General features: G+C 76.6%; 9 protein-coding genes. 4 read left to right on the top strand and 5 right to left on the bottom strand.

The window, feature by feature from the left end; all coding sequences use genetic code 11:
• Nucleotides 1-3 precede the first annotated feature (3 nt).
• The 4 genes from QBL21_RS22240 to QBL21_RS22225 form a co-directional block, all read right to left on the bottom strand.
• Nucleotides 4-1026, bottom strand: a complete 1023-nt coding sequence (locus QBL21_RS22240) for a phosphotransferase family protein (protein WP_407563986.1) — start codon at nt 1024-1026, stop codon at nt 4-6.
• Between the two features lie 153 nt (nt 1027-1179).
• The gene (locus QBL21_RS22235) at nt 1180-2547 is read right to left on the bottom strand and encodes an MBL fold metallo-hydrolase (RefSeq protein WP_407563985.1); all 1368 of its coding nucleotides are present in this window, start codon (nt 2545-2547) and stop codon (nt 1180-1182) included.
• 124 nt (nt 2548-2671) lie between these two features.
• Nucleotides 2672-2980 carry a DUF202 domain-containing protein gene (locus tag QBL21_RS22230; protein WP_407563984.1) on the bottom strand — a complete coding sequence of 103 codons (309 nt, stop codon included), beginning with the start codon at nt 2978-2980 and terminating at the stop codon, nt 2672-2674.
• Entirely contained in the window at nt 2977-3375 is a 399-nt protein-coding gene (locus QBL21_RS22225; RefSeq protein ID WP_407563983.1) for a YidH family protein, read from the bottom strand. The genes QBL21_RS22230 and QBL21_RS22225 overlap by 4 nt, the downstream gene beginning before the upstream one ends.
• 152 nt (nt 3376-3527) lie before the next feature.
• On the opposite strand from QBL21_RS22225, the gene QBL21_RS22220 reads away from it, so the two are divergent.
• Nucleotides 3528-5183, top strand: coding sequence for an FAD-binding dehydrogenase (locus QBL21_RS22220; RefSeq protein WP_407563982.1), 1656 nt, complete (start codon nt 3528-3530; stop codon nt 5181-5183).
• A gap of 78 nt (nt 5184-5261) precedes the next feature.
• Here the strand turns inward: QBL21_RS22220 and QBL21_RS22215 are convergent, their stop codons facing one another.
• Nucleotides 5262-6473, bottom strand: a complete 1212-nt coding sequence (locus QBL21_RS22215; protein ID WP_407563981.1) for an MFS transporter — start codon at nt 6471-6473, stop codon at nt 5262-5264.
• A gap of 261 nt (nt 6474-6734) precedes the next feature.
• Here QBL21_RS22215 and QBL21_RS22210 point away from each other — a divergent pair, with 261 nt between their 5' ends.
• The 3 genes from QBL21_RS22210 to QBL21_RS22200 all read left to right on the top strand — a co-directional run bounded on the left by QBL21_RS22210 (nt 6735) and on the right by QBL21_RS22200 (nt 14079).
• Nucleotides 6735-7952 (top strand): exo-alpha-sialidase, encoded by a 1218-nt coding sequence (locus tag QBL21_RS22210; protein WP_407563980.1) that lies wholly within the window; start codon nt 6735-6737, stop codon nt 7950-7952.
• A gap of 142 nt (nt 7953-8094) precedes the next feature.
• Nucleotides 8095-11754: a BTAD domain-containing putative transcriptional regulator gene (locus QBL21_RS22205; protein WP_407563979.1), complete on the top strand. Its 3660-nt coding sequence runs from the start codon at nt 8095-8097 to the stop codon at nt 11752-11754.
• A 102-nt stretch (nt 11755-11856) separates the two neighbouring features.
• Complete coding sequence (locus QBL21_RS22200; RefSeq protein WP_407563978.1) at nt 11857-14079, top strand: MMPL family transporter; 2223 nt, start codon at nt 11857-11859, stop codon at nt 14077-14079.
• Nucleotides 14080-14121 lie beyond the last annotated feature (42 nt).

The raw sequence follows: 14121 nt of genomic DNA, 5'->3' as shown, positions 1-14121 counted from the left end.
CGGTCAGCCCTCCTGGAGCGTGGTGAGGCCGCCCGCGATGAAGCGGGGCACCAGCTCGCCGATGCGGTCGAAGCCGGTGCCGACGGTCCGGCCGAGCGTGAAGCGGTAGTGGATGCCCTCCAGGATCACGGCGAGCTTGAAGTACGCGAAGGCCGTGTACCACGAGACGCGGGAGACGTCCCGGCCGGAGCGCTCCGCGTACCGGGCGGTGATCTCGGCGGCGGTCGGGTGGCCCGGGGCGTCGGCGGTGGTGGGGATGGGGGAGTCGGGGGTGTCCACGGGGGCGCTGTACATGGCGAGCAGGCCGAGGTCCGCGAGCGGGTCGCCGAGCGTCGACATCTCCCAGTCGAGGACGGCGGTCACGGTGTCGCCGTCGTCCACGAGGACGTTGTCGAGGCGGTAGTCGCCGTGGACGACGGCGGGCGGGGCGGCGGGCGGCAGGTCGCGGGCCAGGGCGTCGTGCAGCTCGTCGATGCCGGGCAGCTCGCGGCTGCGGGAGGCGTCGAGCTGCTTGCCCCAGCGGCGCAACTGCCGCTCCAGGAAGCCGTCGGGGCGGCCGAAGTCGCCGAGGCCGACGGCGCCGGGGTCGACGGCGTGCAGGCGGACCAGGGTGTCGACGAGGTCGTGGACCACGGCGCGGATGCGCTCGGGGCCCAGCGGCGCCAGTTGCCCGGCCGTGCGGTACGCCGTCCCGGGGGCGGACTCCATGACGTAGAAGGGGGCGCCGAGCACGGAGTCGTCCTCGCAGAGCAGCAGCGTGCGCGGCACCGGGACGGGGGTGGGGTGCAGGGCGGTGAGGACGCGGTACTCGCGGGGCATGTCGTGCGCGGTGGCCAGCACGTGGCCGAGCGGGGGACGGCGGACGACCCAGTGGCCGCTGCCGTCGGTGACGTCGTACGTGAGGTTGGACCGGCCGCCCTCGATGAGCCGGGCGCCGAGCCCGCCGCCGACGAGCCCCGGGAGCCGTGCGTCGAGATGGCGGCGCAGGGCGTCGAGGTCGAGGCCGGGCGGCTGGTCGTCGCTCATACGGGGTCCCTCCGGGGGCGGCGGCGGTCGGCGGGCCCGGAGGCACGGACCCGGGCCCCCATAATGCCGACCGGTCGGTATGCCGTCCAGACCCGGGCGGCCCCTTGCCGCCCCGCTCCCGGCATGCCCACCCGTACGCACCCGCCGCGGGCGCTACGCATGGCAGGGCATCATCTCGCCGCCGTTCACCGCCGCCATGTCCGCGAAGTACTCCGCCGCGTCCAGCGGGTGCCCCTCCGGCTCGCCGGCCAGCTCGCTGTACGCCCGGTGCAGGTTCGCCACCAGGCGCTCCGGCTCCCGCAGCCCCGCGAACGCCTCCGGGTCCGCCGCCCGCGCCGTCTCCAGCGGCGTCCGGCCCGCCGCCCGGCCCTCCGCGGCCAGCGCGCCGACGTACCGCAGATACCGTTCCACGGTGTCGAACACCCCCGGGTCCGTCACCGGCCCGTGCCCCGGCACCACCGTCTCCGCGCCCAGCGACCGCAGCCGCTCCAGCGCCCGCAGCGACCCGGCGAGCGAGCCGAACGCGACGAACGGCGTCCCGCCGCACAGCGCTATGTCCCCCGCGAACACGATCCGCTGCTCCGGCAGCCACACCACCGTGTCGCCGACCGTGTGCGCGGGCCCCGGGTGCAGCAGCCGGATCTCCGTGCCGCCCGCGGTCAGCGTCATCGACTCCGTGTACGTCATGTCCGGCGCCGTCAGCCGCACGTCCCCGTACTCCACCTCCGGCCACACCAGCTCCAGATGGCGCCCCGACGCGAGCGCCTGCTGCCGGCACGCCGCGTGCCCGACGACGGTGGCGGGGGCGAAGACGCTGTTGCCGTACGTGTGGTCCCCGTGGTGGTGGGTGTTGACCACGAGCGCCGGGTCGGGCGCCCCGCTGGCGAGCACCGCCTCGCGCAGCAGCCGGGCCCGGGGCTCGGTGGCGGCGGTGTCGACGAGCAGCGTGGTCGTGCCGTCGCTGACGAAGCCCGCGTTGCTCAGGCACCAGCCGCCGTCCGGCTGGACGTAGGCGTGCACGCCGGTGGCGAGCTGCACGCTGTACGGCGTGCGGGCGGCGTCGACCGCGCGGTCCACGATCTGCGCCGGCGTGCCGTCGATGCCGACCGCCGCCCCGTGCTCGTCGGGCGCCAGCGGTTCGAGCGCCGCGAACTGCGCGTCGAGCACGTCATGCGGCACGAACAGCTCCTTGCGCTCCGCCAGCCGCTCGCCGACCAGCTCCCGCGAGCCGTCCAGGTGCAGGAAGTACAGCCCCGGCACGGCCGCCGCGAGCCGGTCGCGGTCCCGGCGGCGCAGGGCGGGGCGGCTGACGACGCCGCCGCTCGCGGCCCGCCTGCGCAGCCAGCCGGCGACGGCCTCGTCGGACGGCTCGCCGAACGCCTCGGCGCGGCCGGCCTCGCGGCCGACGTCGGCGCCGTCCGCGTACGGCACGTTCAACCGCTCCGCCAGCTCCCGGCCCACCGTGGTCTTGCCGCAGCCGGACACGCCCATGACGACGATCAGTGGCACGGTGACGGGCATGCGCGTGTCCCCCTAGAGAAAGGCTCCTGCCTGCGCTGTCGTACTCCTGCGAGCTTAGGACCAGCCGCCGGTACGGGAGCGGCGCGGCGGCGGCCCCGCGGCGTGCGGGCGGCGGCCCGCGGCGTCAGAAGAGCAGCACGGCCGCGGACGTCGCCGACGCCACCACGCACAGGCCCGCGCCCAGCGCGAGCCCCGGCGCCATCGCCGCCGGTACGTTGGCGGCCAGTTGCTCTATCCGCCGCTGACCCGCCGCCAGGAACACCAGCCACGTGCACAGCGCCAGCGACAGCCCGGCGTACCCGCCCGGCGAGCCGCCCTGCACCACCAGCCGCCGTATCTCCAGCACCACCACGACCGCGAACGCCAGTGTCGTACGCCGCCACGCGAAGCGCGTCCGCTCCGGCTGCGCCGCGGGGTCCCGGGCGTCGCTCACCGCCTCGTCCCGACCAGCACCGCCACGATCAGCGCCACCGCCGCCACCGCCGTGCCCACGGCGAGCAGCCCGGGGAAGCGGGACTCCGGCAGGTCCTCGCCGCGGCGCATCGCGCGCTCGCAGCGGATCCAGTGGTTGACGGCCCGGACCGCGCAGACCGCGCCGCCCGCGAGCAGCACGGCGGCGATGGTGGTGCGGGTGGGCCCGTTCATCTCGTCGAGGAACTGGTCCGCGGCGATGCCGCCGCCGACGAGCGCCAGCGCGGTCCGTACCCACGCGAGGAAGGTCCGCTCGTTGGCGAGGGAGAAACGGTAGTCCGGCGTCCTGCCCTCGCCGCGCAGCCGCCGGGGCGAGAACCACAGCCGCACGGCGGACGGACGCTCGGGGTCGCTCACGGCCTCGACCCTAACCGAACGCGTCCGCGCACCCCGCGGCCGACCCGCCCCGCCCGCGGCGTGCGGAAAGTGCCCCGCGTCCGGCGGTTGACGCGCGGCGGCGCAGTCAACAGGATCTGAACCGACCGGTAACCTTCGGAGGGGCGGCAGCCATGGTCTACGACGCCGACGTCATCGTGATCGGAGCCGGGCTCGCCGGGCTAGCCGCGACCGCGGAGCTGGCCGACGCCGGCCGCAAGGTCATCCTGCTGGACCAGGAGCCCGAGCAGTCCCTCGGCGGCCAGGCGCACTGGTCCTTCGGCGGCCTGTTCTTCGTCGACTCGCCCGAGCAGCGCCGCCTGCGCATCCGCGACAGCCGCGAGCTGGCCTGGCAGGACTGGCTCGGCACCGCCGGTTTCGACCGCGACGAGGACCACTGGCCGCGCAAGTGGGCCGAGGCGTACGTCGACTTCGCCGCCGGCGAGAAGCGCGCCTGGCTGCGGTCCATGGACATGTCGTTCTTCCCGGTCGTCGGCTGGGCCGAGCGCGGCGGCTACGACGCGGAGGGCCACGGCAACTCCGTACCCCGCTTCCACATCACCTGGGGCACCGGACCCGGCGTCGTCGCCCCCTTCGAGCGGCGCGTGCGCGAGGCCGCCGAACTCGGCCGCGTCGACCTGCGCTTCCGCCACCGCGTCACCGGCCTGGCCCGCAGCGCGGGCGCCGTCGACACCGTCACCGGGGAGATCCTGGAGCCCAGCGACGCCGCCCGCGGCACCGCCAGCGGCCGGGAGGTGGCCGACACCTTCGAGCTGCGCGCCCAGGCGGTGGTCGTCACCTCCGGCGGCATCGGCGGCAACCACGACCTCGTACGCGCCCACTGGCCCGAGCGCCTCGGCACCCCGCCCGAGAAGCTGCTCTCCGGCGTCCCCGCGCACGTCGACGGGCTGCTGCTCGACGTCGCCGGCGCCGCCGGCGGCCGGCTGATCAACCGCGACCGGATGTGGCACTACACCGAGGGCATCGAGAACTGGAGCCCCATCTGGGCCCGGCACGGCATCCGCATCCTGCCCGGCCCCTCGTCGCTGTGGCTGGACGCGACCGGCCGTCGGCTGCCCGTGCCGCTGTTCCCCGGCTTCGACACGCTCGGCACGCTGGCGCACATCATGAAGTCCGGCCACGGCTACACCTGGTTCGTCCTCAGCCAGAAGGTCATCGAGAAGGAGTTCACGCTCTCCGGCAGCGAGCAGAACCCGGACCTGACCGGCAAGAGCGTGCGCGACGTGCTGGGCCGGGCGCGCTCCGGGGCGCCCGGGCCCGTGCAGGCGTTCATGGACCACGGCGCCGACTTCATCGTCGAACGCGACCTCGGCACCCTGGTGCGCCGGATGAACGAACTGACCGGCGACAAGCTCATCGACGAGGAGGCGCTGCGCCGCACGCTCACCGCCCGCGACCGCGAGATCGACAACGCCTACACCAAGGACATGCAGATCACCGCGGTGCGCGGCGCCCGCAACTTCCTGGGCGACAAGCTCATCAGGGCCGCGTCCCCGCACCGCTTCCTGGACCCGAAGAACGGCCCGCTGATCGCCGTACGGCTGAACATCCTCACCCGCAAGTCCCTCGGCGGGCTGGAGACGGACCTGGCGTCGCGGGTGCTCGCCGACGGCGGGGAGCCGCTGCCGGGGGTGTACGCGGCCGGGGAGGCCGCCGGCTTCGGCGGCGGCGGCGTCCACGGGTACCGCTCGCTGGAGGGCACGTTCCTCGGCGGGTGCCTCTTCTCCGGCCGCACCGCGGGCCGCGCGGCGGCGAAGGCGGTGGGCTGAGCGGTGGGCTGAACGGTGGGCTGAACGGTGGGCTGAGGGGCGCACCGGACGGCGGCGGTACGCGGCGGGCGGTGCCGCCTACGGGTCCGTGCCCGGGGCCGGCGCCGGATCCGGTACGGCGCCGGGCGCCCTGGCCTTCGTCTCCGAGCGCCGCCCGCGCAGCAGTCCCGCCCCGCCGATGAGCCCCGTCGCCAGCAGCGTCACCAGCCCGAACGACACCGTCAGCGACGTCGCGTCCGCGACCTGCCCGATCGCCGCCGGGGCGATCAGCCCCGAGGCGTACATGATCGTCGCCACGCCCGCGATCGCCTGGCTCGGCGCGTTGGCGGACCGCGCCGCCGCCGCGAAGACCACCGGGACGACGACCGCTATGCCCAGGCCCAGCAGCCCGAACCCGGCCATCGCCTGCGCCGGGGCGGCGGAGGTGACGATCAGCACGCCGCCGAGCGTGGCCAGCACCCCGCCCGCGCGCACCGTGCGCACCGGGCCGAGGCGTTCCACGACCGCGTCGCCCACCAGCCGGGCCACCGCCATCGTCAGCGCGAAGCCCGTGGTGCACGCGGCGGCGAGGCCGGGGGAGGAGCCCATCTCGTCGCGCAGGTAGACCGCGGACCAGTCCAGGCTGGCGCCCTCGGCGAAGACCGCGCAGAACCCGACCGCGCCGATGAGCAGCGCCGAGCGCGGCGGCAGCGCGAAGTGGGGCGGCGGCTCCTCGTCGGTGTGCGCGGCGGGCGCGAGCACCCAGCGGCAGACGACGGCCGAGAGCGTGGTGAGGACGGCGGCGGCGATCGCGAAGTGCACCCGGCCGTCCAGGTCGGTGTGCGCGGCGACGGTGCCGGCGGCGGAGCCCGCGAGCGCGCCGCCGCTCCACATGCCGTGCAGCCCGGACATGATCGAGCGGCCGAGCCGCTGCTCGACGTCGACGCCGAGCGCGTTCATCGCGACGTCCGCCATGCCGGCGGTCGCGCCGTACACGAACAGGCCCGCGCACAGCGTCGCGAGCCCGGGGGCGAGGGCCGGGAGCACCAGCGCGAGACACCACATGACCATCAGCCCGCGCAGCGCGCGGCGGGCGCCGAAGGTGTGGCTGATCCGGCCCGCGAGCGGCATCGCCGTGGCGGCGCCGAGCGCGGGCATCGCGAGCGCGAGGCCGAGTTGGCCGGCGCTGATCCCGGCGTGGTCCTGCACCCAGGGGACCCGGGTGGCGAAGCTGCCGGTGACCGCGCCGTGCGCGGCGAAGACCGCCGCGACGGCGTACCGCGCCCGCCGTATCTCGCCCGTGCTCGCCACCCGGCCTCCTCCGCCCGCCCGTTGGACCCGTCGCCGGGCCCGGCCCCTCGGCCCGGCCCACGGTGCCCGTCCCTCCTGACCGGCCCGTATCCCCTGCCCGACCAGCTCGATTCCCGCCCACGATCGCACACGAACATCCGGCGGCCATCGCCCTGGTGCGATCTTTCCCGGCGTCCGGGGTCTTGCCTCCGGCCGCCGCGCCCTCTACGTTTTGCGATCGGACATCCCACCTCCTACGTCCCATGAGTCCGGAGTCGCCGCATGCGCACCTCGACCAGCCTTCTCTTCCTGTCCGCCACCGCCCTCCTCGGCACCCTGGCCGCGGGCCCCGGCACGGCGGCGGCCGACGCCGGCGCCGCGGCGTCCGGCAAGGCCCGCTGCACGTCCTCGGTCCCGTACAGATCCGGCGACGGCGGCTACGACACGTACCGCATCCCCGCCAGCGTCAAGACCCGTGGCGGGTCCCTCCTCGCCTTCGCCGAAGGCCGCGTCGGCGGCGCCGGCGACACCGGCAACATCGACGTCGTCGTCCGCCGCTCCGAGGACGGCGGCTGCACCTGGGGCCCCATGTCCGTCGTGGCCGCCGGCGGCGGCCACACCCGCGGCAACCCCGCGCCCGTCGTCGACCCGAAGACCGGCGACCTGGTCCTCGTCACCTCGTACAACAGCGGCGAGGTCACCGAGGCGCAGATCATGCGCGGCGAGGTCACGGCCGAGCAGAGCCGGCGGGTCTTCGTCCAGCGCTCCACCGACGACGGCCGCACCTTCGACGAGCCGCGGGAGATCACCGCCGACGTCAAGCTGCCGCAGTGGCGCTGGTACGCGACCGGGCCGGGGCACGCCGTCGCCCTCAAGCACGGCCCGCACCGCGGCCGGCTCGTCATCCCCTCCAACCACTCCACCTCCCCGCCCGCCGGCTCCGCCGACACCGGGCAGGAGGCCAAGTACTACGGCGCCCACGCCGTCTACAGCGACGACGGGGGCCGCACCTGGAAGCTGGGCTTCATCGACGACCAGTACGAGGGTGAGATCAACAGCAACGAGAACATCGCCGCAGAACTGCCCGACGGCCGCCTGTACTTCAGCACCCGCGACCAGAACGGCACCTCGGCCGGCAACCGCCTCGACGCCTACTCCCGCAACGGCGGCACCAGCCTGGAGCGGCCGTACCGGGTGCAGCCGGACCTGAACGAGGTGCCCGTCGTCCAGGCCAGCGTGCTCCAGCCGGCGGGGCGGCACGCGCCGCTGCTGTTCTCCGGCCCGTCGAACCCCGCGAAGCGGGAGAAGATGGCGGTCTGGCGCAGCGACGACGCGGGGCGCAACTTCACGAAGGTGACGACGCTGTCGCAGCAGCCGGCCGCGTACTCCGACCTGGTGCAGGTCAACGGCCGGACGATCGGGGTCCTGTACGAGACGGGGGCGGCCGGTTCGTACGAGACCATCGAGTTCCGCCGGCTCGACCTGCGGAACCTCGACTGACCGAACCGGCCGGCGGCATCCGCCGGTGACGGCGGCCGACGGTGCCTGACGGCCGGTCGGCCGTGTGCCGCTCGACCGCCGCCGGCGGCGCCGGGGCTTCCCCGGCGCACCGGCGGCGGCGGGCGCGACCTAAAATCCTCCCGTGGTGGCGATAGGCGTCCTCGGCCCGATCGCCGCCGATGTCGACGGCGCGCCCGCCGAACTCGGCGGCCCGCGCCAGCGCGCCGTCCTCGCGCTGCTGCTGACCGCCCGGGGCGCCACGCTCTCCGCGGACCGGATGATCGACGACCTGTGGAGCGGCGCACCGCCGCCGCGCGCGCGGGCCTCGCTCCAGGCGTACGTCTCCCACCTCCGGCGTGAACTGGAACCCGGCCGCTCCCGCCGCGCCCCGGCCCGGCTGCTGGTGAGCACCCCGCCCGGCTACGCCTTCCGGCCGCCGGAAGAGGCCGTGGACGCCTGGCGGTTCGAGCGGGCGCTCAGCCGCGCGCGGGGCCTCCTCGCGGACGACCCGGGGCGGGCGCGTACCCAGGCGGCGGCGGCGCTGCGGCTGTGGCGCGGCGAGGCGTACGCGGAGTTCGCCGACGCCCCGTGGGCGGCGGTCGAGGCCGCCCGCCTCGGCGGCCTGCGGCTCACCGCCCGCGAGACCCACGCGGCGGCCACCCTGCGCCTCGGCCGCCACGCGGAGGCGGTGGCGGAGGCGGAGGCGCTGACCGGCGAGGAGCCGCTGCGGGAGGAGGGCTGGCGCCTGCTGGTCCTGGCCCTGTGGGCGGACGGCCGCCAGGCCGACGCCCTGGCGGCGCTGCGCCGGGTGCGGCGGGGGCTGCGGGAGGAACTGGGGATAGAGCCTGGCCCGGAGCTGACGGCCCTGGAGGAGTCCATCCTCAACCGCCGCTGGGACGACCTGCGGGTCGGCCCCGACACGGCCGCCCGCCCCACGCCCCCGGAACCGCCGGGCCCGCCCGGCCCGGCCGCCGGCCCGCCCCTGCCCGTCGCCTCCGGCGAACTCCTCCCGGTCCGCGGCGACCTCCGCGGCGACTTCGCCTCCGGCGGCCGCGGTGCGCCGCTCCCCGCCGGCCTGGTGCCCGACGCACCCGCCCCCTTCGTCGGGCGTGCGGCCGAGTCGGCGGCGCTGGAGGCGGCGGCCGGGGAGGCGGCTGCCGGGGGTGTGCGGTTCGTGCTCGTGGCGGGGGAGGCGGGGGCCGGCAAGTCGCGGCTGCTGGGGCACTGCGCCCGGCGGCTCGCGGCCGGGGGATGGGTCACCGCCCTCGGCCGGTGCCCCGAGGCCGAGGGCGCCCCGCCCGCCTGGGCGTGGGAGGAGATCGCCGGCGAACTCGCCCGGTACGCGCCCCCCGACCCCGGGCTCGCCGACGACCTCGCGCCGCTGCTGGACCCCGGCCCGCGGCCCGCGGCGGGCCGCGCCAGCGACCGCTTCCGGCTGCACCGCGCCTGCCGCACCTGGTTCGCCGCCGCCACCCGCGAACGGCCCCTCGCCCTCTTCCTCGACGACCTGCACCGCGCCGACCGCGAGACCCTCGCCCTCCTCGCCGGGCTCGCCGAGGACCCGCCCGCCGGCCGGCTGCTGGTCGTCGCCGCCTACCGCCCCGAGGAGGGCGAACTCGCCGCCACGCAGGCCGTCCTCGCCCGCCGCGCCCCCGTGCGGCTGCCCCTCGACGGGCTCGCGCCGCCCGACGCCGTACGGCTCGTACGCGCCCTTGCCCCCGTCGACGCCGCGACCGCCGCCGCCCTCGCGGAACGTACCGGCGGCAACCCGTTCTTCCTGCTGGAGACCGCCCGCATGCTCACCGGCGGCACCGTCACCGCCGACGCGCTGCGGGCCGTCCCCGACGGCGTACGCGACGTGCTGCGGCGGCGCTTCGACCGGCTGCCGCCCGCCGCGCTGGCCGTGCTGCGGCTCGCCGCCGCGGCCGGCCGGGAGGCGGACGTCGAGGTGCTGGTCCGCGCCGCCGCCCTCGGCGCGGGCCCCGCCGCCGGCCCGGCCGGCGACGCCGCCGTCGACCCGCCCGGCGAAGCATCGTCGGGCCCGGTCGCGCTCCCGGCCGGCGGCATGCCCGCCGGTCCCGCCGCGGATCCGGCCGTACGCCCGGCCGGTGAGCCAAGCGCCGCGCACCCCGCCGCGGGCCACCGCGCCGCCCCCGCCTTTGCCCCCACCGCCGCCGCGGAAGACACGGTCCTCGACGGCCTCGACGCCGGTGTCGCCGCCGGGCTGCTCACCGAGCCCGGCCCCGGCCGCATCCGCTTCGCCCACGCCCTCGTACGCGACACCCTCTACGCCGACACCAGCGGCCTGCGCCGCGCCCGGCTGCACGCCGCTCTCGGCCGGGCGCTGCGCGAACTGCGCCCCGACGACGTCTCCGCCATCGCCCACCACCACCTCCGGGCGCCCGCCACCGCCACCGCCCGTACCGCCGTCGACTACGCCGTGCGCGCCGCGGAACTCGCCGGCCGCCGCTACGCGCACGACACCGCGGCCGGACTGCTCGCCCAGGCCGTCGCGTGCGTCGAGCGCCACCCCGCGGCGTTCGCCGACGAGGACGCCCCCGCCCGTATCGTCGCGCTGCTCGGGCTCCAGTTGCAGGCGCGGGCGCGCGGCGGCGCGGTGGTCGAGGCGCGGGCCGTCCGCGCCCGCGCCATGGACGTCGCCGAACGGCACGGCCGCGACGACCTGCTGGTGGAGGCGCTGACGGCCTGGACAGAGCCGAGCGCCTGGGAGCGCAAGACGTACGCGCACGAGGACACCCGCGCCGCCGCCGCGCTGCGCCGGCTGCTGGCGGACGGCACGCTGCCCGACGCCACCCGCTGCCGCCTGCTGGAAGCCCTCGCCGCCGCCGTCGACAGCGCCGCCGGCCCGGCGCACGCGGCGCGGGCGGCGGCGGCCGAGGCCGTCGACCTCGCCCGCGGGCTCGACGCGCCCGAACTGCTCGCCCAGGTGCTCGCGACCCGCAGCCGGGTCATGGACTGGGAGTTCGACCCCGCGCCGCGCGAGAAGGTCACCGCCGAGCTGGCGCAGCTCGCGGCGGACCACGACCTGCCCGGCTACGCGTGGTTCGCCGAGAACCTGGCCGCCGGGAACGCCGCGGTCCGCGGGGACATCGCGGCGATCCGCCGGCACGTCGACCGCGGTCTGGAGATCGCCGAGACCCACCGGCTGAGCGACCCGGCCGCGGTCGGGCACGTACAACTGGCCGCGCTGCGCATGGCCGAGGGCGACATCGAAGCGGCCGAGCGCGGCTACGCGGAGGCCGTCGGCCGGCTGCGCGCCAACGGCTCGCCGCACGCGGAGGCCATGTGGGCGGTGTCGCGCTTCGCGCTGTGCTGGCTGCGGGGCCGGCCCGCCGAGGCGCTGCCGGAGCTGGCGGCTTCGGCGCGGGTGTACGGGTCCCTCGCCGGCGACTCCCTCGCGCTGGCCCTGGTCGACGCCGGCCGCCCCGACGAGGCCCGTGCCGCCCGCGCCGAACGTCCGCCCATCCGGCACGACTTCTACTACTCGCTCTTCATGACCGCCCGCGCGCTGGCCGTGGTCGCGCTGGAGGAACGGGACGAGGCCCCCGGCCTGCTGGCGGAGCTGCTGCCGCTGCGCGACGTGGTCGCGGGGGCGGCGAGCACCTGCCTGGCCATGCGGCCCGTCGCCCAGACCCTCGGCGACCTCGCCCTGCTGCTGGACCGTACCGACGAGGCCGGCGAGCACTACGCGCACGCCGCCGTCGTCGCGCGCCGCTGGCAGGCACCGCACTGGCTGGCGGCGGCCGAGGACGCCCTGACCGCACTCGCCCGGCCGCGCTGAGGGCAGCCCCTACTCCCTCGTTCCAAGAGGTCTCCAAGTCGACTGCAAGAGGCCCCCGGCACCGTGTGCCGGGAATCGACTGGAACTGCGCAAGGAACGGTCATGACGCGACTGCTCGGCCGCCTCGGCGGCGCATGCGCGGCGCACCCCTGGCGGACGGTCTCCGCCTGGCTCGTCGCCGTCGCCGCGTTCTTCGCCCTGGCCGGGGCGTTCGGCGGCACCCCGCACGACAACTACCGCGTGGAGGGCACACCCTCCCAGGCGGGCACCGACTTCCTCACCGACGCCTTCCCGGAGATGTCCGGGACCAGCGCGCGCGTCGTCGTCCACGGCGACTCCGGCGACGGCCTGCCGGCCGGCGTGCTCGCCGAGGTGCGCACGCGGCTCGCGGACCTGGAGGGCGTGTCCCTGGTGGACGAGCCGGTGCTCTCCCGCGACGGAGACACGGCGCTGTTCACCGTCAGCTACCGCATCCAGGTCACCGACATCAAGGGCTCCGAGGGCACCGACGCGCTGCGCGACGCCGCCGCGCCCGCCGAGGACGCGGGCCTGGACGTCGAACTCGGCGGGCAGGTGCCGGAGAACGTCACCAAGCCCGCCATCACCGCCGAGCTGATCGGCGTCGGCGCCGCCCTGCTCATCCTGCTCTTCGCGCTGCGTTCGTTCACCGCCGCCGGGCTGCCGCTGGTCGTTGCCATCGCCGGCCTCGGCGTCGGGTTCGCGGGCGTCGCGCTGCTCTCCGCCGCCACCGACGTCAGCAACATCGCCCCCACCGTGGCCTCCATGGTCGCCCTCGGCGTCGGCATCGACTACGCGCTGCTGCTCGTCGGCCGGCAGGCGGAGGGGCTGCGCCGCGGGCTCGCGCCGCGCGCCGCGGCGGCGGAGGCCACGGCCACCGCAGGCGTCTCCGTGCTGATCGCCGGCGCCACCGTCCTGCTGTCCCTCTTCGGGCTCCGGCTCAGCACGGTCGCGGTCTTCGCGTCCTTCGGCTACGCCACCTTCTGCACCGTCGTCGCCGTGATGGCCGCCGCGCTGACGCTGGTGCCCGCACTGTGCGGGCTGGCCGGACACCGCGTCCTGCCCCGGGCGGAACGCCTCCGCCTCGTACGCCCCGAAGAGCCCGCGCGGTCCGCACCGTCCGACGGGCCGACGGAACCCGCGCCGCCCCGGCCCACCCTCACCGAGCGCTGGGCCCGCGCCGTCACCACGCGCCCCCTGGCCGCCGGCCTCGCCGCCCTCGTGGTGCTCCTCGCCCTCGCCGCACCGGTCCTCGGGATGCGCACCTGGCCGCAGGACGCCGGCAGCCAGCCGGACTCCAACACCACGCGGCGCGCCTACGACCTGGTGGCCGCCGAGTACGGCGAGGGCGCCAACGGCCCGCTCCAGATCGCCGTGGACCTCGCCCGGACGCCCGCGAACGCCCTGCCCGCGCTCCGCGACGACCTGGCCGCGGCCGACGGCGTCGCCGCCGTGTCGCCGCCGCGCGTCAACGAGGCAGGCGACGCCGCCGTCCTCGTCGTCACCCCCGCCACCGGACCGCAGGACGAGCGCACCCAGGACCTGCTGGACCTGCTGCGCGCCGACGTGCTGCCCGCGGGCGCCGAGGCCACCGGCGTGGTCGCCGTCTACGCCGACATCTCCGACCGGCTCGCCACCCGCCTGTGGGTGGTCGTCCCGTTCGTCGTCGGACTCTCGCTGCTGCTGCTCACCGTGCTCTTCCGGGCCCCGGTGGTGGCGCTGAAGGCGGCGGTGATGAACCTGCTGTCGGTCGCCGCGGCGTACGGCGTGATGACCGTCGTCTTCCAGACCGACACCGGCGCCCGGCTGCTGGGCCTGCCGCACGACGTGCCGGTGTCGAGCTGGGTGCCGATCCTGATGTTCACCATCCTGTTCGGCCTGTCGATGGACTACGAGGTCTTCCTGCTCTCCCGGATCCGCGAGGACTGGCTCGCCACCGGCGACCCGCACGGCAGCGTCGTGCGCGGCCTGGCGGCGACCGGGCGCGTCATCACCAGCGCGGCGGCCATCATGGTCGCGGTGTTCACCGGCTTCGCGATCGACCCCGACGTGACGGTGAAGATGATCGGCGTCGGCATGGCGGTGGCGGTGCTGCTGGACGCGACGATCGTGCGCATGGTGCTGGTGCCGGCCACGATGACGCTCCTCGGGCGGGCCAACTGGTGGCTGCCGCGCTGGGCCGACCGGCTGCTGCCGGAGCTGCACCTCGAACCGCCCGCGCCCGCCTCCGCCTCCGACACCGACGCCGCTGCCGCGGATGCGGCGGACCCCCGGGCCGGGGGCCGGATCCGCGTCGGCGGCGGGTGAGGAGACCGGCGGGAGGGGCTGCCGGGTCCACCCCCGTGGACC

The organism is Streptomyces sp. 184, from assembly GCF_045781775.1.
Lineage (GTDB): Bacteria > Actinomycetota > Actinomycetes > Streptomycetales > Streptomycetaceae > Streptomyces.
The sequence above is the reverse complement of the archived record's forward strand: the minus strand, read 5'-3'. Positions and strand labels throughout refer to the sequence as shown.